The organism is Delftia sp. Lp-1, assembly GCF_020523835.1.
Lineage (GTDB): Bacteria > Pseudomonadota > Gammaproteobacteria > Burkholderiales > Burkholderiaceae_C > Comamonas > Comamonas acidovorans.
In genome coordinates this window covers 105,232-125,791 of the sequence record NZ_JAJALJ010000004.1, presented here as the reverse complement: position 1 = coordinate 125,791, position 20,560 = coordinate 105,232, and the positions used below count along the sequence as shown (strand labels likewise).

Here is a 20,560-nt window from a genome sequence, read left to right as displayed (position 1 = left end):
GGCTTTTCCTCCGCCTGCGGTCTTCCCCGGCCGCAGGACACTGAAACAGGAGTTTCCCCATGAGCAAGGCCCTGCGTCTGCCCGAGAAATGGTTCCGCCGAGGCCTGTGGCTGGTGGCGGTGGTGTTCGCGTCCTTCCTCATCGGCCTGGGCGGCCTGGTAGTGGGCGACCTGCCCCAGGTCGAGTCGCCGCGCACGGTGGAGGACTTCATCGCGTCCGCTGCGGCCGAGCCCGTCAAGGCCGAGATCAAGGCCGCCGATGCCGACCACGACAAGGCGGAGACGGCGCTGCAGAACGCGCGCCTCAAGTACCAGGCCACGCAGGCGCGCTACCGCTCGGCGCGCGAGACCTTCGACAACTGGGTGGCCACGCGCCGCGCCACGGCCCGGCCCGAGCAGGACAGCGAGCTGCTGTCGCGCACCCAGGCGCTGGATGCCATCAAGCAGGAAGAGAACACCGCACGCGCCTCCGTGGAGCGGCTGCAGGACGCCAGCCTGCAGGCACGCCAGCGCCTGGACGCGGCCAACCGCCAATGGGACGGTCTGCGCGACGGTGCCATGGAGGCCTGGCGCAAGGAGATGCGCGCCATCGAGCTGCGCGTCTTCCTCTACCGTCTGGCGCTGACCCTGCCCCTGCTGCTGGTGGCCGGCTGGCTGTTCGCCAAACAACGCAAGAGCACCTGGTGGCCCTTTGTCTGGGGCTTCATCTTCTTTGCGCTGTTCGCCTTCTTCGTCGAACTCGTGCCCTACCTGCCCGACTACGGCGGCTACGTGCGCTATGTGGTCGGCATCGTGGTGACGGTGCTGCTGGGGCGCGCGGCCATTCTGGGCCTGAACCGCTACCTGGAGCGGCAAAAACAGCAGGAGTCACTGCCTGAGACTCAGCGGCGCCAGGAACTGGGCTACGACGTGGCTCTGGCCCGCCTGGCCAAGGGCGTATGCCCGGGCTGCGAGCGCCCCGTGGACCTGAAGGACGGCGCCATCGATTTCTGCCCCCACTGCGGCATAGGCCTGTTCGACCGTTGCGGCAGTTGCAATACCCGCAAGAGCGCCTTTGTGCACTTTTGCCACAGCTGCGGCACCCAGGCCGATGGCAACCGCAGAAAGCCGGGAGCTGTGCTGCCTTCCACGTCTGCTGCGCCTGCCGTGGCTCCCATGCCTCCCGTGCAGGAGGCCGGGCCGGCACCGGGTTGAGTCTGGCTGAGTCCGCCTGACCCCCGCCTGAAGCGGCCCTGGCGACGGCTTTGGCGGTGTCGGCCGGAGCCGGCAAGACCCTTGAAGCTGCGCGGGGTTGTGGTACACCATGGCTTGCGCGCTCGGCCGGGGCGCAGATGTCTTCAGCGAGGATGCCATGTCACGCCAGCTGCCGTATCCCCCACAACACACGCCAGCGCAGCCCGCCCACCCACCGGCCGGCGCGTCCGCCCATCTTCTTCCCCTGGCGGCCTGGGCCGTGGGGGCTGCCCTGCTGGCCGGCCATGTGCTGGCCGGCCCTTCTTCATGGAAAGCCTGGGCGGCCTACGCCGCGCTGTCGGCCCTGGCCGGCATGGCCTGGGTCTGGCGCTGCCATGCTGCCGGCCTGCCGCTGACCCGGACGCTGCGCGGCCACGGCTGGATACAGGCCACGATGGCCTTGCTGCTGGCGGCCTGGCAGCCATCGCTGGCCTGGGCCTCTGCCCTGCTGTGGCTGGCCGCCATCGCCTGGCTGCCCTGGGATGGCGAGCGCGAGCAGGCGCTGCACCTGCCCGCAGGCCAGATCGTGCTGCTGTGCGCCATGCTGGCCATGCTCTGCGCCGTGGTGGTGGCCAGGCCCATGCCGCAGATGGCACCGGGCTCGGTCGCCGTGCGCATTCTGTGGCTGGCCAGCGTGCTGCTGCCGCTGGCCGTGCATGCGCTGGCCCTGTGGCAGGCACTGAGCCGCATGCAGCGCCAGTACACCGAGGAACTGGCGCAGCTGTCCAGCTACTGCGGCCAACTGGCCGACGATGTGCAGCAGCTGCAGACCCGCGTGGGCTCGCTGCAATTGCCCACGGGGCGCGACACGCTGACCGGCGTGGCCAACTACTCGCGATTGATGGATGCCGTCGATGGCCTGCGCGAACGCCATGCGCGCAAGCCTGAACCGTTTTGCGTGGTGCTGCTGGAGCTGGACCCCTGGGTGGAGCGTGCGGGCGTGCACCCGCCGCACAAGGGACCATCGTTGCAGGAGCGGGTGCTGCTCATGCTCAGCGGCCTGCTGGTCACCCACCTGCGCACGGTGGACGGCATAGGCCGCTACCGCGATGACACCTTCATGCTGGTGATGCCGGATACCGCCTCCGTCCAGGCCGTCTGGGCGCTGCAGCGCGTGCGCGAGGGCGTGCGCCAGCAGCACTGGAGCGAAAAGCCCATCCCCGACCCCGACAAGGACCCGCTGACCCTGACCCTGGCCGTGGCGGAGTTCCAGGCGGGCGAAACCTCGGAGCGGCTGGTGCAGCGTGCCGAAGCGGCCCTCGCGCATGGCCGCGCCTGCGGGCGCAACCAGATCGTGGTGGCCGAGGACGTGCGGCCGCCACGTACCTCCTAGGCGAGAAGGATGCAATCCCCGGGATTTCCCGGATGCGGTCACAATGGGCGCCCATGAGGGCCGCCGGCCCGCCGCGCTTCTTCGCATGCCCGTGCTTTCCTCCATTTCTCGGAATTTCCCGGACCGTCTCCTGTGGGGGCCGAAGCCGGCGTCGCCGTTGGTGGACGAGGCGCTGCACCTGGAGCGCTGGAAGCGCCGCACCTGGCAACTGCACATCTCCGTGCTGGTCAGCCATATCTATGCACTGCTGCTGTTTCTGGGCCATGCCTGGGCCGGCTATGCGCCCTGGGCCGTGGTGCTGGGCTATGGCCTGTGGGTGGCGGCGGGCATGGGCTTCATCACCTGGGCCTATGCCAGCGACTGGTGCCACAGGCTGCGCGATCCCGGCATGTTCCTCACGCACCAGCTGGTGTCCATCATCGGCGTGCTGGGCATGGTCATGGCCGCCCCTGCGCTGGCGTTCCAGTCCATGGTGATGCTGATCGCCTTCAGCGCCGACGGTTTCCTGGCGCGCAGCCGCACCAGCTTCTGGCTGACCTGGATAGGCACGCTCATCGCCGTGGCGGCCATCATTCTCTGGCGGGGGCCGCTGATGCGCATGACCACGGACACGGCTGCAGGCCAGTTGCTGGCCTTCGGCGTGGTGCTCGGTGCCGTGGTGCGCTGCAGCGTGCAGGCCACCTTCTTTCGCAGCATGCAGTACCGGCTGGGCATCGCCAATGACAAGCTGGCCACGGCGCTGGCGCAGATCGAGGCCCTGCTGCGCCATGACGACCTGACCGGTGTCAGCAACCGCCGGGGCGTGATCGAGCGGCTGCACGAGGTGCGCACCGCCGCCCACGACCGTGGCACGGTGCTGTGCGTGGCGCTGCTGGACATAGACCACTTCAAGCGCATCAACGACAGCTTTGGCCATGAGGGCGGCGACCGCGTGCTGCGCGCCTTCGGAACGCTGCTGAAGTCGCAGTTGCGCAGTGCCGATGGCGTGGGTCGCTATGGCGGTGAGGAGTTCCTGCTGGTGCTGCCCGACACCGACCTGGCCCAGGCCGGCGAACTGCTGGAGCGCCTGCGCCTGCGCATTGCCGAAGCCCCGTGGACGCAGACCCTGGGCGAGGGCGCCCGCGTCACCTGCACGCTGGGCGCCGCGCAGTACCGCGCGGGCGAGTCGGTGGAGGCGACCATTGCGCGTGCCGATGCGGCGCTTTACCGTGGCAAGGCCCAGGGCCGCAACTGCACCGTGCTGGAGCCGCAGCAGGCCCGGCCGGCCCCCAGCGCAACGCCTGCCTGACTGCTTGTGGCGTGTGGCTTGTGAGTGCAGCTCACGACGAGTGCCAGAAAACATCGTTATTCATTCGCACGGATCGTCCATAGCATCGGCACCCTGTCCAGGACGGGCTGGGATGTGCATATGAATCAATGGATCGCTGAAACCGCCGGCAACATCGCCGGGAACATGGCCGTAGACATTGCGGGCTGGGAAGGGCATTTGTCGTCCAGGCCCCGCCAGCTGCAGGCCGGGCCGCTCAGTGCTGAACTGGCCGATGGCTGCCTGCGCAGCGTCCGCTACGGCAGCCTGGAGATCCTGCGCTCCGTGGCCTTTGCGGTGCGTGATGAACAAGGGGACCGCTGCGTGCATGGCAGCGGCGAACTGAGTCTGCGCGAGAAAGACGACCGCTTCGAGGTCCTCTACGAAACCGCGGTGGACTGTGGTGCCCTGCGCCTGGCATGGCGCGTGCGCATCGCGGGGTCGGCGCGCGGGCTGGGCTTCACAGCCTGGGCGCGCGCCCTGGATGGCATGGAGGGAGGCCTGCAGCGCGGCCTGCGCGGTGGATGCGCGGGGCTGGAGATCGTCTATCCGCGCAATGCGCTGGCGGGCCGGTCCGTGCATGTGGAGCATGCCGATGGCAGTGCCCAACGCACCGTGCTGCCCGAGCCCGATGCGCTGCTGCGCCTGTCGCAGCTGTCCGCCATCACCCATGAGCCTGCGCCCGGCCTGCAGGTGGGCTGCCGGCTGGAGGGCGCGGAGTTCGAGATGGTGGGCCAGTGCTGTGGCGGCAAATCCTTCTTCAGGCTGCAGCCACGCGCGCAGTCCCCTGCGCATTCCTACCTGTTGACCCGGGGCCGGGCCCTGGTGCAGATGGCCAGCTTCTCGTTTGCCGCGCCCGGCGCCATGCAGTAGGGCTTGGCCGGCCGCACCGAGGCTACCGCGGCTGCATCAGCCCGCTCCGTGGATGCGGGCGGCCTGCACCGTGGCCTCCAGCAGCTTTCTCTCCCGCTCCAGGTGGGCAATGAACTGGGCTTGCTCCATGGCCATGGGCTTGAAGCCGGCCTCGGCGAGCTTGCGCACCAGATCCGGCTCGGCCAGCACGGCGGCGGTCTCGCGGGCCAGGCGCTCGGCAATGCGGGCGTCGGTGCGGGCCGGCAGCAGCAGGCCCTGCCAGGCCTCGACATCAAAGGACTGCCAGACCGGTGTTTCCTGCACGCTGGGAGTCTGCGGCAAGGTGGCGGCGCGCTGGCGCGAGGTCACGCCCAGGCCGCGCAGCTTGCCCTCGCGCACGAAGGACTGGACCAGGGCCACGGGCAGCACGGCCAGGTCGATCTGCCCGCCCGCCAGCTCGGTCAGCGCCTGCGGGCCGGATTTGTAGGGCACATGCGTCCAAGACAGGCCGGCCTGTTGCTGGAGCATTTCTGCGGTCAGGTGCAGGCTGGTGCCCACGCCATCGGTGCCCACGGTCAGCCGGCCCGGCTGCTGGCGCGACAGCTGCACGAGCTCGGCCGCCGTGGTGGCCGGCAGGTCGGGGCGGCCTGCCAGCACGAAGGCCGAAGAGGCCACGGGCGCCACGGGCAGCAGTTCCCTGAGGCCGTCATACCGGAAGCGCTCTGGCGACACCAGCGGCGCAATGAGCACGCAACTGGCCACGCCGAACAGCGCGGTATGACCGTCCGGCCTGGCCTTGATCACCCGTTGGGTGGCGATGGTGCCCGAGGCGCCCACGGTGTTTTCTATGACCACGGGCTGGCGCAGCCGCTCCGCCAGGCGTGGCATGACCAGGCGCGCGGCCACGTCCACGCTGCCGCCCGGCGAAAAGGGTACGACCACGGTCAGCGGCTGGCTGGGCCAGGCGTCGGCCCCAGCCGTGGACGCACGGGCTGCCGGTGACAGCCAGGGCGCGCCCAGCATCCAGGCCGCCAATTGCCTGCGGTTGAGGCTCATGACAGCCTCCCGGCGGCACCCAGCCAGGGCAACTGGTCCGCGTGGTAGCGCCAGGTCTGGAACACGCTGTTGAGCCGTCCGGGGCCGGTGCGGCGCGCTGCGGCATCGGGGTACTCGGCGAACCAGGGCAGGATGTATTCCCAGACCACCTCCCCCGCAGGCGTGACCTCGAAGAGCCGGCCCGTGGCCGATTCGGTGATGTGGGTGTTGCCGTTCCACAGGCGCTGGGCATTGCCCATGAAGGCGGTGTAGAAGGCGTTGACCATCTCGTCCTGGTAGCTCCAGACCACGCGGTGGTCGGCAGGATCGATCTCCACAACGCGCGAGAAGGCCACGTGGGCGCCTTCGCGGAAGTTGCCGTTGTCGAAGGCCAGGATGTGGCCGTTGGCCAGCGCCACGGGCGCATGCTGGTGCGAGACCACCGAGGGCGGAATGTGCAGCTTCACCGCGCCGCTGGCCTTGTCCACGGCGATGATGCCGGAGGTGGTGCGCAGGCTCATGAGCACGCTGCCGTCGGCCCTCACGCCCAGCCCGTTGACCAGCGGCCAGTGGTAGCGGCCAAAGCCCGGGTGGATGGGGAAGTCCCCGGGCGCCAGGTGCTCCCAGGCCTTCCATTCCCAGACCAGGCGGCCGCTGCGGTCCACCTCGCGGATCACGTCGCCGTACATCACCTCGCCGGGCCCATGCGCGGTGCCGCCGGGCACGCGCTCGGCAAAGCCCGCAGGCACGGGCGCGCAGGCGGCATAGAGCAGATGGCCGTTGGGCAGCCATTGCGCGTCATGGTGGTGGTCCGGGTCCTCGTGGCGCCAGACGATCTCGCCCTGCGGCGTGACCTCGTAGAAATCGCCGCCATGCCACATGGACCACGGCGCATAGCGGTCAGGCGAGCGGGGGTGGTTGCCGTTGTAGCCCAGGTTGCCGTTGGGCAGGATCACGGCGTGCCGGCCCGCGCGCACGGGCAGCTTCCATTCATGGGCCACGCGGCCTTCGATGTCCACCAGGTAGACATGGCCGTCGGCCGTCTGCGGCGCGATCAGGGTGTAGCCGCCGGCCGAGAGGGCGGGGTCGTGGGCGATGAGTCCGACGCCGCGGCGGCGCTGGGTGACTTGGTCTACGGTGCTTGCCATGGGCTGCTTTCAAAGGAGGCCGGGAATGAGCGCCACTCTAGGCAGTCGCAAGCGTCAGGAATAGCTGTTTGTTTTGGATGAGGTGTCAGATAAAAATTTACACTCCGCGCCATGCCCGCAATCTCCCAGGCCTTTCGCTGTTTTGACGAGGTGGCGCGCCGTGGCTCGGTGCGCAAGGCCGCCGTCACGCTGCACCTGACGGCGGCCGCCGTGAACCAGCAAATCCTCAATCTGGAGGCCCAGGTCGGTGTGCCGCTGTTCGACCGCCTGCCGCGCGGCATGCAGCTGACAACGGCCGGGGAGCTGATGCTGGCGGCCGTGCGGCGCAGCCAGCGTGACTTCGACAACGCGCTGGCCCAGGTGGAGGACCTGCGCGCCCTGCGCCGGGGCCATGTGCGCGTGGGCGTGTCCCATGCCACGGCCGAGTACCTGCTGCCCCTGGTGATCGCCAGCCTGCACGGGCGCTATCCGGGCATCACCTTCAGCGTGCGTTCGGGCACGGGCGAGGAATTGCTGCGCGGCGTGGCGCAGGGCGAGATCGATGTGGCCTATTGCCTGCGCCGCCCGCCGCCGCCGGGCGTGCAGGAGGTGCGCGCCTGGCCCCAGCCGCTGGGCGCGGTGATGGCCCCCGGCCATCCGCTGGCCACCGAGCCGCGCCTGCTGCGCCTGCGCGATTGCGTGGACTATCCGCTGATCCTGATGGCGCCGGGCATGGAGTTGCGCAGCATGCTGGAGCAGATGGACAGCGCGGCCCTGCACCAGCAGCGGCCGCTGGTGGAGACCAGCTCCGTGCCCATGGTGCGGCGCCTGGTGGCCGGCAGCACGGCCCTGGGATTCCTGGTGCCCGACAACGTGGCCGAGGATGTGGCGGCCGGCCGCCTGCTCTGGCGGCCCCTGCATGACGCAGGTGCGCAGTTGCCCGGCTGCCTGTACCAGCGCATCGGCTACACCAAGGCAGCCGCAATGCGGCTGTTTCTGGACGAGCTGGAGCGCGTGGCCGACGAGATGCGCGCCGGCTTCGAGACCGGCGTGTCCTGGTCGCTCAAGGACCTGGCGACCTGAGCGATCTGAGCGACTCGAGCAATCGGCTGGGGGGCGTCAGACGCCCCGGGCGCGCTCGGCCTTGAAGCGTGCGCGCATTTCAGTGAAGTTGCCCGCCTCCAGCGCATTGCGCACTTCCTGCATCAGGTTCAGGTAGTAGTGCAGGTTGTGGATGGTGGTGAGCATGGGGCCCAGCATCTCGCCGCAGCGGTCCAGGTGGTGCAGGTAGGCGCGCGAGAAACCGTCCCGTCCGCCTTGCTCCCAGCTCACGCCGCTGGTGCCTGCGCAGGCATGGCAGGTGCAGCTGGGGTCCAGCGGCTGGTGGTCGGTCTTGTGGCGCGCATTGCGGATCTTCAGGTCGCCATAGCGCGTGAAGATGGTGCCGTTGCGCGCATTGCGCGTGGGCATGACGCAGTCGAACATGTCCACGCCGTCGGCCACGCCCTGCACCAGGTCCTCGGGCGTGCCCACGCCCATCAGGTAGCGCGGCTTGTGGGCCGGCAGGCGGTGGGGCGTGTGGGCCATGATGGCCAGCATCTCGTCCTTGGGCTCGCCCACCGAGACGCCGCCCACGGCGTAGCCGGGGAAGTCCATCTCGACCAGGGCCTGCAGCGATTCCTCGCGCAGGTTCTCGTACATGCCGCCCTGCACGATGCCGAACAGCGCATTGGGGTTGCCCAGGCGCTGGAACTCGTCGCTGGAGCGCTTGGCCCAGCGGCGGCTCATCTCCATGCTCTTGCGTGCCTCGGCCTCGGTGGTCTTGTGGCCGTTGGTCTCGTAGGGCGTGCATTCGTCCAGCTGCATGACGATGTCCGAGTTCAGCACGGTCTGGATCTGCATGCTGACTTCGGGCGACATGAACAGCTTGTCGCCGTTGACCGGGCTGGCGAAGTGCACGCCTTCCTCGGTGATCTTGCGCATGGCGCCCAGGCTCCAGACCTGGAATCCGCCCGAGTCGGTGAGGATGGGCTTGTCCCACTTCTCGAAGCCGTGCAGGCCACCGAAGCTCTGCATGATGTCCAGCCCCGGGCGCATCCACAGGTGGAAGGTGTTGCCCAGGATGATCTGCGCGCCCATCTCCTGCAGGCTGCGCGGCATCACGCCCTTGACGGTGCCATAGGTGCCCACGGGCATGAAGATGGGTGTCTGCACCACGCCGTGGTTGAGCGTGAGCTGGCCGCGGCGCGCGTGGCTGGAGGGATCGGTCTTGAGCAGGTCGAATTGCAGCATAGCCCTCCATTGTCCCAGATGGCCGCATGTGCGTGTCGGACGCTCCGCGACTGTCCCCGGAGCCCGTCTGGCATAGCCGGCCCGCGTCTACACTGGGGTGGTTGCGATTCGCCAGCTACAAATAAGGAGGTCCGCATGCTGAAGATCATGATTGCCGTCGATGGGTCCGAGCCCTCGCTGGATGCCGTGCACCACGCCATCTCCCTGGTGCGCCAGGGCCTGCAGGCGCATTTCGTGCTGGCCCATGTGCAGCAGGAGGCCTCGCTGTTCGAGCTGGCCACGCAGGACTCGGACATGATCGCCGCCGCCAGCGTGGACGCCGGCATGCACCTGGTGGCGCCGGCCGTGGCCCTGGTGCGGGCGGCCGGCATTTCCTACGAGGTGGAGATCGGCCTGGGCGAGCCCGCCGCCGCGCTGGCCGACATTGCCGAGAGCACGGGCTGCGAGCAGATCATCATCGGCGCACTGGGCCAGGGCGGCCTGCGGCGCGTGCTGATCGGCTCGGTCTCGCGCGAGGTGGCACGCAACAGCCGGCTGCCCGTGACCATCGTCAAGCATGCCGAGCCGCACGATGAAGAAGGGGAAGAGGACCTGGGTCCCGAGTGAGGGGGGCCGGGCGCGCGCGGGCTTTCAGGCGGCCCGCCGTTGCTGGCCCTGATGGGACTGGTGCCGGCCTGCATGGGCGCCGTAAGCTCCGTAGGCACCATGAGCGTGCGCATGCGCGTGGGGTTGCAGCTTGCCGTGCGGCAGACTGGCCAGGCGCTGGAACATGCGGCGGCAGTAGCCGCGTATGCCCAGGCATTTGTTGATCTCATCCACCGGCAGGGGCCCGGAGACCACGACGATGCTGTCGGCCTGGTCCCAGTCGCCGGCCGCGCGCAGCCGCCTGCGCGTGCACAGGGCCCAGGCATGGATGCGCGTGGGCGAGCCATGCTCATGGACCTGGCCCGTGACCAGGTCGAAGGCAATGGCCACCAGCTCGGTCCTGAGCCGGCAGCGGCGCTCGCCCGTGATGGCACTGGGCGTCTCGCGCATGTCGTACAGGCAGTAACTGCCGGCCTTGAGCTGGTATTGCAAATCCATGGCGGACCTCCGCGGTTCGTTCTGGGGCGGGTTCCGGGCCTGCCTGAAAAGGCCCGGGGCATCGGCGCATTCTGACGCATGGCCCCGGCCGCTGGCAATGCAGCCAGCGGGACGGGGCTTCCCCGCGAAGGGCAAGCGGCAAAGCGTGCCCCGCGAGGGCCGGTCTTCTAGAAGTCCAGAAGGCTGAAGCCCACGCTGAGCACGGTGCGCTTGTAGTTGTAATCGATCAGGCTGTCACCGTATCCGCTGAAAAGCTGGACATGCAGGCGCAAATTGCTCTTGCCACCGTTCCATCCTTCGCCTAGGGTGCGCAGCCATTCGACGCGGCCCGAGCCGCGGCCCTGGCCCAGCGAGCCGCGCGCAGTGAAGCCCAGATAGTTCTGTGCATTGACGTTCCAGCCCAGTTTCACCTCGCCCCGGCCGATGTAGTCCTGAATGCGCGGGTTGTCGTCGTGCTCGGCGCTTTCGCGGATGCGCTGCCAGGCCTTGGCGTGCAGCTGCCAGCGGTTGTCCAGCTCGAAGCCGGTCATCAGATACCAGCGGTTCCAGCTGCGCGACAGCGGATCGCTCTGGCCGTTGGACTGGTGCACCAGGCCCACGCCGCTGTAGCGCCAGCGCCAGCCGAAGGGCAGCCGGGCATCGGTGGGGTAGACGTAGAAGATCTCGGGCTCGTGGTCCGTGTTGCGGAAGGGCCGCGAGATGGCCGGGCTGAACAGCTGCCAGTACGACTGCTGGGTGTAGCCGACCCACAGCGAGTCCTTGCCCGCCGAGGTGCTGCTGGTCAGCAGGCCCTGGGCGACCTTGGTGCGCACGGACAGCTGCACGCGCATTTCCTCGGTCTTGTAGGGCTGCGACTGCGCAGGGTCCTTGCCGGGCGTGGTGGGCTGCCGGTTGACATGGTCGGCCGTCACCACGGACACGGACATGGGCCGGTAGCCGCGGAAGCTGAAGGTGCCGCAGTCGCTGCCCGGTTCCAGCTCGAAGTAGCGCGACAGCTCGCTGTAGCGCGGGTCGCGGCAGCCGCCGTTGGTGGGGGTGGTGGGCAGCGCCAGGCCCTGGCCGCTGTCGGCCGTCACCACGGGGGCGGGCGTGGGCAGGGCGCCAGGATCGGCTGCAGCGCTGGCGGCCGGAGCACTCCAGCCGGTGGCCGGCGGCGCGGTCAGCGGTTGCTGCTGCTGTGCCCAGGTGTCGAAGCAGGCCAGGCGAGACTGGTTGTCCGTGGTGGCGGCGCACTGGCGCCAGGCGTCCTCGGACAGGGGGCGGGGCGCGGTCTGCGCCTGGGCGCCGAGCCAGGGCGTGGCGCCCAGTCCCATGGCCAGGGCCCACTGCAGGGGTGTCGGCGTGCGGCTTGGGCGCTTGCGGCGATCCAGGTGTGTAGGAGTCGTCATGGCTTGAGTCCGGTGATGGAAGGAGCGAAGAGTAAGGGGTAATTGAGTGAAGAGGGAGCAGGGGGCTCGTGTGCAGGCTCGGGGGCCGGTCACGGCGCGAGCTTGCGCAGCACGAAGGGCCGGGGCGCCGCATCGTCGCCTTCGATGAAGTTGCCGCGGATCTCGCGGGCGCAGCTGCCTTCGACGACATCGCCCAGCCAGGTGGCGGTGATGCGCTTGCCGTCGGCGCTTTCTTCCAGCGTGATGTGGTCATCGGCCACGTCGCCGACCATGGGGCGGGTGTCTGCGCCGCGCGCAATCGTGCCCTTGACGTTGCCCTTCCACTGGGGGTGCGGTCCCAGCTGCAGGCGCACGGGCTGGGACTGGCCTTCGACGGTTCCCGTCCATTCGCCCTGCAGCTGGCTGTCCTTCATCTCCTCGTCGCCGGGGCATGGGGCGTGTGGCAGGGCGGTGGCAGCGCGGGCGGCCTTGGGCGCGGCCTGGAGGGTGGGCCGGGTGGTGGTCTGCAGGTCCGTGCTGGAGCAGGCGGTGGTCACGGCCACCAGCGCCAGGCTGAGAACGGGGCGGTAAAAACGCATGCGGTGTCTTTCTGGAGTCAGGAGTCGGCGGGCGTGGACTGCTGTGCCTTGAGGGCGAACTCGGCGCGCAGCTGGCGCAGCTTCTCGCGCGGGTCCTCTCGCGAGGTGGCGGCGTCCAGGCCCATTTCCTTGATGAAGCGGCTGGGCAGGGTGGAGACCATCTCGCGCCCTTTCTTGCGGCGCTTGGTCCAGCTCACGGCCAGCGAGCGCCGGGCGCGCGTGATGCCCACGTACATGAGGCGGCGCTCTTCCTGCAGGCGCTGGGCGGTTTCGTCGCTGACCTTCTGCTGGCGGCCGTTGTCGTCGTCGAGCTTGAAGGGCAGCATGCCCTCGGTCACACCGACCAGCATCACATGCGGCCATTCCAGGCCCTTGGAGGCGTGCAGGGTGGACAGGATGACCATGTCCTGCTCCTTCTCGCGCTCGCTGATGGTGGACAGCAGGGCGATGTTGCGCGCCACTTCCAGCAGGCTCTTGACCTCGGTGTGGGTGGTCGTGCCCGCCGCGTCCTCGATCTGGCCGCCGGCGCGCTGGGACATCCAGTCGCAGAACTCCAGCACGTTGCTCCAGCGCGCGGCGGCGACCGATTCGCTGTCCTCGCTGTCGTAGAGGTACTGCTCGTAGCCGATCTCCTTGAGCCAGTCGAGCATGAAGCCTCGCGACTGCTCGGCGCCCAGCGTGTGGCGGGCGCGGTATTCGAGGTCGTTGATGTAGCGGCCGAACTCCAGCAGGCTGTCATGCGCCTTCTTGGGCAGGGCCGCTTCCAGCATGTGCGCGAACAGGGCGCCGAACATGCTGAGCTTGTGCTGCGAGGAAAACTCCCCCAGCTTGCCCAGCGTGGTGTGGCCTATGCCGCGCCTGGGCGTGCCGATGGCGCGCAGGAAGGCGGGGTCGTCGTCGTTGTTGATCCACAGCCGGAACCAGGCGCACAGGTCCTTGATCTCGGCGCGGTCGAAGAAGCTGGTGCCGCCCGAGACCTTGTAGGGAATGCTGGCCTTGCGCAAGGCCTTCTCGAAGGGCTTGGCCTGGTGATTGGCGCGGTAGAGGATGGCGAAATCCTTCCAGTCCGGCGGCGGGTTGCTGGCCGCGCGCAGGCTCTGGATGCGGGCGACGGCGCGCTCGGCCTCGTGCTCCTCGGTGTCGCAGTCCACGATGCGCACGGGCTCGCCCTCGCCCAGCTCAGAGAACAGCGTCTTCGGATAGAGCTTGGGGTTGGGCTGGATGACGTTGTTGGCCGCGCGCAGGATGGCCGAGGTGGAGCGGTAGTTCTGCTCCAGCTTGATCACCTTGAGCTGAGGGAACTCCACCGGCAGCTTCTTGAGGTTGTCCAGCGTGGCGCCGCGCCAGCCGTAGATGCTCTGGTCGTCGTCGCCCACGGCGGTGAAGTGGGCGCGGCTGCCCACCAGCATCTTGAGCAGCTCGTACTGCGTGGCGTTGGTGTCCTGGTATTCGTCCACCAGCACATGGCCCAGCAGGCGCTGCCATTTCTCGCGCACCTCGATGTGGTTCTTGAGCAGGCGCATGGGCATGCCGATCAGGTCGTCGAAATCCACGCTCTGGTAGGCGGTCAGGCGCTCTTCGTAGCGCTGCATGATCAGCGCCGTGCTGCGCTCGTTGTCGTCCTGGGCCATGGCCAGGGCCTTGCGGCTGTCCCAGCCGGCATTCTTCCAGTTGCTGATGGTCCACTGCCACTGGCGCGCCGTGGCCAGGTCGGTGGTGCCGCCCGAGCAGTCCTTGAGGATGCCCGTCACGTCGTCGGCGTCCAGGATGCTGAACTGGGGCTTGAGGCCCAGCACATGGCCGTCCTCGCGCACCATGCGCACGCCCAGGGCGTGGAAGGTGCACACCAGCACGTCCTTGGCCTGGCGGCCGATGAGGCCGGCCGCGCGCTCGCGCATTTCGGCTGCGGCCTTGTTGGTGAAGGTGATGGCCGCGATGCGGCGCGGCGCCATGCCCATCTCGATCAGGCGCCCGATCTTGTGCGTGATCACGCGTGTCTTGCCCGAGCCCGCGCCGGCCAGGACCAGGCAGGGGCCTTCGGTGTAGTGGACGGCCTGGAGCTGGGCCAGATTGAGTCCTGCGGACATGGGTGCGTTGCGCGGGGAAAGGCGTGAAAGTGAGGGAAGCGGGAGCATACCGCTTCGGGGATCGTGGCCATCAGGCCAGGTGTAAGCACCCTTGGAATTCGGCGACAAATCTCGCGGCCACTCTGGTCCGCACTGTGGCGGCGTTGGTCTAAATAGAAAAGTTCACATTAAATCAAGTGAGTAATGTGTAAAAACTATCCAAAATATCAGTCTTCGCCGATGTTCTGTCACGGGCGAATCTGGTTTGTCCATTTCAGTTCCTATCCGGTGAGGTGTCAAAGATGGCTCGCACTACAGACGAGATCGGCCTGGCTGCCGAGCTGTGGTCTCCTCTGCTCAAGCAGCGTTTTGAGGCATTGTTCGCCGTGGCGTCCCGCAAGTCGCTGCGCGGCTGGCGGCAGGTGCCCCTGGTCAGCGCCCAGGTGCTGGTCGTCGATGGCAACATGCCCGCGCCCGAGGCTGCAGGGTGGATGCCCTGCGTGGTCTACGTGGGTGGAGTGCCCCAGGGACAGCACCTGGAGCGCACGCAGCAGCGCCTGGCAACCTATCTGGACATGAATTTCACGCTGTCCGACCTGATCGACATGCTGGACCGGGCGGCCGTCTTCCTCATGGACTGGACGGTGCGCCAGCAGGTGGCGACGTCGCATACGCTGGCGCAGGCGCTGGACGATCTGCAGCAGCAGGGCGTGGACTGCCGCTACCGCTTCCAGCTCAAGGCCTGGGTGGCGCTGCCCGCGCCGTGGAACAACTCCGAATGCCTGCGTGCCCTGGCCATGCTGTGCCGTGGCCCCATGGAGGTGGCCCTGTTGTGCGAGCACAGCGGCATGCAGGCCCGCGCCGTGGCCGAACTGCTGCGCCATCCCCGGCTGCGCAGCCTGCTGGAGTGCAGCCTGCGGCCCGCGCGCGAAAACGATCTCCCGCCGCTGCGCCGCAGCCGCGCACAGGCGCCCGACGCGGTGGCCGGCCTGCCGCGCCAGTGGGTGCAGAAGCTGGCCGGCTGGATCCGGCGCGGAGGAGTGGCATGAGCCTGTGGATGAACGCACAGCCTGCTGCCGGGTTGGTACGGGTGAGCCTGGTGGGCCCCATGGGCATAGGCAAGACCACGGCGCTGCGCAGCCTGTGCGGCGCGTTGATGGCGGCGGCGGATGTGCCCAATCTGGACCGGGCCTCCCATTCCAAGGAATTCACCACGGTGGGTGCCGAGTTCGGCGAGATCGACCTGGGCGGTGGAGAGCGGCTGCAGCTGGTGGGCAGCCCGGGGCAGGAACGCTTCGACTTCGTGCGCCGCTGGGTGCTCAATGCCTCGGTGGGCGTGCTGCTGATGGTGGATGTCTGCGACGCCCGCGCACCGGACTACGCGGCACAGTGCCTGGCCGAGATCGCCTCTCTGGAATCCGAGCCCCTGGTGGTGGTGGTCAGCTGCCGTGATGCCAGCGAGCAACAGCAGGAAGCATTCAGCAGCGCCTTGGCGGACAGAGGTCACGGTATAGTGCCTGTCATCCAGGCGGACCCCCGTGACCGGCAGCAGTTGCTGGATGCGCTGGGGGTGCTCGTTTCCTTGCTTTCCTTGCAAAGTCAGGTATGAAGACACCAACGCTTCCCCGGATTCCTCCCTCTCTGATCGAAGCTGGCAGCGATGTGCTCCACCGCGTGGTGGCGCCCCTGGAGGGCGTGCACATCGCCTTGCTGTGCACGCCTGACGGCTTCGAGATCACCTCCCTGCGGGTCAGGAGCGAACTGCCGACGGAGCGCCTGTCGGCCATGGCGGGCTCGCTCATGGCCATGGCCAGGGCCGTGGCCACCGAGATAGGCCACAAGTCCTGCCGGCGGCTGACCTTCGAGACCGAGCTGGGCACCGTCCTCTTCCAGGCCGTGGCCGGCAACCAGCCGGCCATCCTGTGCATGGTGGTCGATCAAAGCGCCCTGCTGGGCCGCGCGCTGTGGGCGGCGGGCGAAGTGGCCTCCGAACTGTCCCGTTCCTGATCCGCGGCATCCGCTGCAGAAGTTTGGTTTTCTCCCCCCCGAGGAGCGGGCGCGGTGGTCCATCGCACAGCCTGCCCTTGCTATTTGAAAAGGTGGCATATGGCTTCGATACATGATTCTCTGAACGGCCTGCTGGGCATCGATGGCGCCCTGTGCGCGGCCCTGGTGGACAGCACCAGCGGCATGCTCATGGGCAGCGTGGGCTCCGGCCTCGACATGGAGCTGGCCGCTGCCGGCAACACGGAGGTGGTGCGCGCCAAGCTCAAGACCATGCGCATGCTCAAGCTCGATGACGCCATCGACGACATCCTGATCACCCTGACGCACCAGTACCACATCATCCGGCCCGTGGCCGCCCATGAAGGTGTGTTCTTCTACCTGGTGCTGGACAAGAGCCGCTCCAATCTGGCGCTGGCCCGCCGCAAGGTGCAGGACGTCGAGAAGGACCTGGCGCTGTAAGCGCACGCGCTTGTTGCGCCCGCGCCCCGACCTGCCGGATGCGGATTCCGGCAGGTTTTTTTTCGCCCGGCGTCCGCGCGGTGACACGGGCGCGCGGCAGCGGCACCGGCTTGCTGCCAGAATCGCCGCGTGCTGTCCGTCCTGCTGATCACCTTCCCCTTCTTCGCGCTTGTGGCCTGCGGCTTTGCGGCCACCTGGCGTGGCGTGCTGCCGCAGGCGGCGATACCGGGGCTCAATGCCTTCGTGCTGTATTTCGCGCTGCCCTGCATGCTGTTCCGCTTTGGCGCGCAGACGCCGATTGCACAGTTGCTGGATGTGGGCGTTTCCGTGGTCTACCTGCTGTGCGCGCTGCTGATGGTGGGCGCCGCCGTGGCGCTGACCGTGCGGCGCGTGGGCTGGAACGATGCGGCCTTTGGCGCGCTGGTGGCGGCCTTTCCCAACACCGGCTTCATGGGAGTGCCCATGCTGGTGGCGCTGCTGGGCGAGCGTGCGGCGGGCCCGGTCATCGTCACCATGGCCATCGACATGGTGGTGACCACCTCGCTGTGCATTGCGCTGTCGCGCCTGGGGCTGCCGGGCGGGCATGGCGTGTCCGTGGCGCTGCGCAGGGCGTTTGCCGGCATGGCCGCCAATCCCATGCCCTGGGCCATCGTGCTGGGTGGCGTGGCCTCGGCGGCAGGCTGGACGCTGCCCGGCCCCATCGACCGCACCGTGGCCATGCTGGCGGGCGCGGCCTCGCCCGTGGCGCTGTTCACCATTGGCGCCGTGCTGGCGCGCTCGCAGATGAACAGCCACGAGCGCGTGGCTGCGCGCGACTACGTGCCCATTGCGCTGGCCAAGCTGCTGGTCCACCCGCTGCTGGTCTGGGCCGTGGCCCGTGCGGCCATGGCGCTGGGCCTGCCGCTCGGTGAAGAGGCCTTTGTGGCGCTGGTGCTGCTGGCTGCGCTGCCCAGCGCCAGCAATGTTTCGCTGCTGACCGAGCGCTTCGGGGCGCACGGCGGGCGCGTGGCCCGCATCATCCTGGTGTCCACGGTGCTGGCCTTCCTGAGCTTCTCGGGCGCCGTGGCGCTGATGACCTGAGCAGGGCCCGGGCACACCTGAGCGGCAGGCCCGGGGCGCACGGGCATGCTGGTGCTCACTACAATCCCGCCCATGTTTTTTCACCTCCTCGACGGGATCGCATGAAATCCTCCCCCTCTGCTCCGGCAGGCGTTCCCACGGGCGCGGCCCTGCTCTGGATGGTGACGCTGGCCTGCCTGCTCTGGGCCCTGGTGTCCTGGCTGGCCAATGGCAATCTGGACGGCTACCACGACATGCTTGAGAACTATGCCTGGGCCCAGCCGCTGCAGCTGGGCACGCACAAGCATCCGCCGTTCTTCGCCTGGGTGGTCGGCCTGTGGTTCATGGTGTTCCCGCAGAACGACGGCTTCTATCGCCTGCTGTCCTATGCCAATGTGGGCGTGGGCATCTGGGGCGTCTACGTGCTGGGCAGGCGCCTGGGGCTGGCGCGCCTGGCGCCGCTGGGCGCGGCCCTGTTGCTGTGGTGCTTTCCGTATACGACGCTGGCCGGCAAGTTCAACGCCAACAGCCAGCTGCTGTCCCTGTGGCCCTGGGCGGCGGCCCTGCTGCTGGCCAGCTGGCAGGAAAAGGGGGCGCGCGGCGTGGCCTTCAGCGTGGCGCTGGGCGTGGTCTCGGCCGCCTGCATGCTCAGCAAGTACTACAGCGGCGTGTTCCTGGCCGGTTTCCTGCTGCCCATCTTCCTGGTGCGTGAAGGGCGCCAGTGGCTGCTCACACCCCGGCCCTACGTTGCGCTGTCAGCCTTTGGCCTGGCGCTGGCGCCGCATGTGGCCTGGATCGCCCACCACCAGTGGGTGACGCTGGGCTATGCCATGGACCAGGGCGGCGGGCAGGTGGTGTGGGGCTATGTGCTGCGCTTTGCGCTGGCGCCCATCTTCTACTGGCTGCCGGCCTGGCTGGCCGTGTGCCTGGTGTATGGCTTCATGCAGGCCCGCCAGCAAGGCGGCGGCTGGCTGCGCTGGAGTGCGCGTTTCCTGCGCCGCAGCTGGTGCTGGCAGGGGCGCGGCGACACGCTGTTCTGGCTGGCCCTCATGCCCTGGCTTGCGACGCTGGGCTTTGGCGCCACCGGCGTGGTGGAGCTGTCCACGCCCTGGGCCATTCCCATCGGCTATGCCTTCGTGCTGCTGTGGCTGCGCAATCTGGACGCCGAGGCGCCCGCTGTGACGCAGTCCGCGCTCGCCGCGCTGGGCCGCGCCTGGTGGCCGAGCATGGCCGTGGTGCTGGTGATCGGGCTGGCCGTGGGCTGGGGCAATGCGCGCAAGAGCGGCTCCGACTACTACCGCCCTGCGGCCGATGCGGCGCAGGCCATCGTGCTGTCCTGGAACCAGCGCCACCCGCAGCAGCCGCTGCAGTGGGTGGGCGGCGACTGGGCGGAAAACGCCATGCTGTCTTTCTATGCCCAGCCGCATCTGCGCACCATTCCCGGCCTGCCCGACAGCGAATATGCGCGCGTGCTGGCGCTGTCGGACTGGCGCCAGCAGCCCGGGCTGCTGCTGTGCCCGCGCGGCCCTGTGGCCAGCGAGCCCGGCCCGACCGCGAAATCGCGCGATTGCGAGCAGCAGGCGCAGGCCTGGCTGGCGAAGCTGGGCCTGCCGCAGGAGGCGCGTGTGCTCACGGTGCAACGCTCGGGCTGGCGTTTTCCTCGGCCCAGTCCCTATGCCTATGCGGTTTTTGACGTGTTGCCGCGCGCGGGCAGCCAGCCCGCTGACAATGCTGGCCTATGACCGAATTGCATGCTGACATTGCTCCGGCCGCTCCCAAGGGGATGCTGCCGCGCCCCCCGCTGCGGCTGAGCTGCGTGGTGCCAGCCCACAATGAAGAGGGCAACCTGGAGGCGTTCCTGCGCGCCCTGGACGCGACGGTGCGCACGCTGACGCCCGACTACGAGCTGATCGTCGTCAACGACGGCAGCCGTGACGCCACGCACGAGATCGCGCTGCGCATGGCCCAGGAACTGCCCGTGCGCTATCTGGCGCTGTCGCGCAACTTCGGCAAGGAGGCGGCGCTGTCGGCCGGCATAGACCATGCGCGCGGCAACGCCGTGGTGCTGATCGACGCCGACTTCCAGCATCCGCTGGAGATGCTGCCCCAGATGTGCGAGCTGTGGCAGTCCGGCTACGACATGGTCTATGGCGTGATCGCCGACCGGGGCGCCGAAAGCGGCGCCAAGCGCGTGGGCACCAACCTGTTCTACCGGCTCATGAATGCCGGCAACCTGGTGAAGATCCCGCCCAATGCCGGCGACTTCCGCTGGCTGGACCGCTGCGTGGCCGATGCGCTCAAGGCCCTGCCCGAGAGCCACCGCTTCATGAAGGGCCTGTACGCCTGGGTGGGCTTCAAGGCCGCGGCGCTGCCGTTCGTGCCGGCCGACCGCACGGCCGGTGCGTCCAGCTTCAATTTCCGGCGCCTGGGCTCGCTGGCCCTGCTGGGTCTGACCTCGTTCACCACCTTGCCGCTGCGCGTGTGGAGCGTGGTGGGCGGGATCATCTCGCTGGCGGCCCTGCTCTACGGCCTGTGGATCACCATGGAGACGCTGATCTTCGGCAACCCGCTGGATGGCTGGCCCACGCTGGCGGCCAGCATCATGCTGTTCTCGGGCGTGCAGCTGATGTCCATCGGCATCCTGGGCGAGTACATCGGCCGGATCTATGACGAGGTCAAGCGCCGCCCCACCTACCTGCTGGCGCGCGACGAAGACCGCAGCCCGCTGGCGCCACGGGACTAG

The 20,560-nt window shown here is 68.6% G+C and carries 20 protein-coding genes; 13 read left to right on the top strand and 7 right to left on the bottom strand.

Features of this window, described 5'->3' with window-relative positions; translation table 11 throughout:
* Positions 1–59: 59 nt before the first annotated feature.
* The 4 genes from LGR64_RS25755 (at position 60) to LGR64_RS25740 (ending at position 4,744) form a co-directional block, all read left to right on the top strand.
* The gene (locus LGR64_RS25755; RefSeq protein WP_141832673.1) at positions 60–1,193 is read left to right on the top strand and encodes a zinc ribbon domain-containing protein; all 1,134 of its coding nucleotides are present in this window, start codon (positions 60–62) and stop codon (positions 1,191–1,193) included.
* 157 nt (positions 1,194–1,350) lie between these two features.
* Positions 1,351–2,565, top strand: coding sequence for a GGDEF domain-containing protein (locus LGR64_RS25750; protein ID WP_034399116.1), 1,215 nt, complete (start codon positions 1,351–1,353; stop codon positions 2,563–2,565).
* A gap of 160 nt (positions 2,566–2,725) precedes the next feature.
* A complete protein-coding gene (locus LGR64_RS25745) occupies positions 2,726–3,853 on the top strand; it encodes a GGDEF domain-containing protein (RefSeq protein WP_230357315.1) in 1,128 nt (375 codons plus the stop codon).
* 120 nt (positions 3,854–3,973) lie between these two features.
* Positions 3,974–4,744 carry a hypothetical protein gene (locus tag LGR64_RS25740; RefSeq protein WP_141832669.1) on the top strand — a complete coding sequence of 257 codons (771 nt, stop codon included), beginning with the start codon at positions 3,974–3,976 and terminating at the stop codon, positions 4,742–4,744.
* Between the two features lie 36 nt (positions 4,745–4,780).
* Here the strand turns inward: LGR64_RS25740 and LGR64_RS25735 are convergent, their stop codons facing one another.
* Together LGR64_RS25735 and LGR64_RS25730 are read right to left on the bottom strand one after the other, a co-directional pair.
* Positions 4,781–5,779 carry a Bug family tripartite tricarboxylate transporter substrate binding protein gene (locus tag LGR64_RS25735; RefSeq protein ID WP_141832667.1) on the bottom strand — a complete coding sequence of 333 codons (999 nt, stop codon included), beginning with the start codon at positions 5,777–5,779 and terminating at the stop codon, positions 4,781–4,783.
* Entirely contained in the window at positions 5,776–6,906 is a 1,131-nt protein-coding gene (locus LGR64_RS25730) for an aryl-sulfate sulfotransferase (RefSeq protein WP_141832665.1), read from the bottom strand. Before LGR64_RS25730 ends, LGR64_RS25735 begins: the two co-directional genes overlap by 4 nt.
* Positions 6,907–7,017: 111 nt before the next feature.
* On the opposite strand from LGR64_RS25730, the gene LGR64_RS25725 reads away from it, so the two are divergent.
* The gene (locus LGR64_RS25725; protein WP_012202480.1) at positions 7,018–7,968 is read left to right on the top strand and encodes a LysR family transcriptional regulator; all 951 of its coding nucleotides are present in this window, start codon (positions 7,018–7,020) and stop codon (positions 7,966–7,968) included.
* A gap of 36 nt (positions 7,969–8,004) precedes the next feature.
* Here the strand turns inward: LGR64_RS25725 and tgt are convergent, their stop codons facing one another.
* Entirely contained in the window at positions 8,005–9,177 is a 1,173-nt protein-coding gene (gene tgt, locus LGR64_RS25720) for a tRNA guanosine(34) transglycosylase Tgt (protein ID WP_012202481.1), read from the bottom strand.
* Between the two features lie 135 nt (positions 9,178–9,312).
* On the opposite strand from tgt, the gene LGR64_RS25715 reads away from it, so the two are divergent.
* Entirely contained in the window at positions 9,313–9,783 is a 471-nt protein-coding gene (locus LGR64_RS25715) for a universal stress protein (RefSeq protein ID WP_034397960.1), read from the top strand.
* Between the two features lie 24 nt (positions 9,784–9,807).
* Here LGR64_RS25715 and LGR64_RS25710 read toward each other — a convergent pair whose 3' ends face one another.
* The 4 genes from LGR64_RS25710 to LGR64_RS25695 all read right to left on the bottom strand — a co-directional run bounded on the left by LGR64_RS25710 (position 9,808) and on the right by LGR64_RS25695 (position 14,313).
* Positions 9,808–10,260, bottom strand: coding sequence for a hypothetical protein (locus LGR64_RS25710; RefSeq protein ID WP_012202483.1), 453 nt, complete (start codon positions 10,258–10,260; stop codon positions 9,808–9,810).
* A gap of 167 nt (positions 10,261–10,427) precedes the next feature.
* The gene (locus tag LGR64_RS25705; protein ID WP_012202484.1) at positions 10,428–11,648 is read right to left on the bottom strand and encodes a phospholipase A; all 1,221 of its coding nucleotides are present in this window, start codon (positions 11,646–11,648) and stop codon (positions 10,428–10,430) included.
* Between the two features lie 89 nt (positions 11,649–11,737).
* Entirely contained in the window at positions 11,738–12,226 is a 489-nt protein-coding gene (locus LGR64_RS25700; RefSeq protein WP_013800308.1) for a hypothetical protein, read from the bottom strand.
* A gap of 17 nt (positions 12,227–12,243) precedes the next feature.
* Positions 12,244–14,313: an ATP-dependent helicase gene (locus tag LGR64_RS25695; protein ID WP_013800309.1), complete on the bottom strand. Its 2,070-nt coding sequence runs from the start codon at positions 14,311–14,313 to the stop codon at positions 12,244–12,246.
* Positions 14,314–14,594: 281 nt separating this feature from the next.
* On the opposite strand from LGR64_RS25695, the gene LGR64_RS25690 reads away from it, so the two are divergent.
* The 7 genes from LGR64_RS25690 (at position 14,595) to LGR64_RS25660 (ending at position 20,560) form a co-directional block, all read left to right on the top strand.
* Positions 14,595–15,341 carry a hypothetical protein gene (locus LGR64_RS25690; RefSeq protein ID WP_034397964.1) on the top strand — a complete coding sequence of 249 codons (747 nt, stop codon included), beginning with the start codon at positions 14,595–14,597 and terminating at the stop codon, positions 15,339–15,341.
* Positions 15,338–15,901, top strand: coding sequence for a GTP-binding protein (locus LGR64_RS25685; protein WP_141832663.1), 564 nt, complete (start codon positions 15,338–15,340; stop codon positions 15,899–15,901). Before LGR64_RS25690 ends, LGR64_RS25685 begins: the two co-directional genes overlap by 4 nt.
* A complete protein-coding gene (locus LGR64_RS25680; protein ID WP_012202489.1) occupies positions 15,898–16,299 on the top strand; it encodes a roadblock/LC7 domain-containing protein in 402 nt (133 codons plus the stop codon). Before LGR64_RS25685 ends, LGR64_RS25680 begins: the two co-directional genes overlap by 4 nt.
* A 99-nt stretch (positions 16,300–16,398) precedes the next feature.
* Complete coding sequence (locus tag LGR64_RS25675) at positions 16,399–16,758, top strand: hypothetical protein (protein WP_012202490.1); 360 nt, start codon at positions 16,399–16,401, stop codon at positions 16,756–16,758.
* A gap of 129 nt (positions 16,759–16,887) precedes the next feature.
* Entirely contained in the window at positions 16,888–17,838 is a 951-nt protein-coding gene (locus LGR64_RS25670) for an AEC family transporter (RefSeq protein ID WP_230357313.1), read from the top strand.
* Between the two features lie 101 nt (positions 17,839–17,939).
* Positions 17,940–19,559, top strand: coding sequence for a glycosyltransferase family 39 protein (locus LGR64_RS25665; RefSeq protein WP_230357311.1), 1,620 nt, complete (start codon positions 17,940–17,942; stop codon positions 19,557–19,559).
* On the top strand, positions 19,556–20,560 hold the full coding sequence (locus LGR64_RS25660; RefSeq protein WP_012202493.1) for a glycosyltransferase family 2 protein: 1,005 nt from the start codon (positions 19,556–19,558) through the stop codon (positions 20,558–20,560). The genes LGR64_RS25665 and LGR64_RS25660 overlap by 4 nt, the downstream gene beginning before the upstream one ends.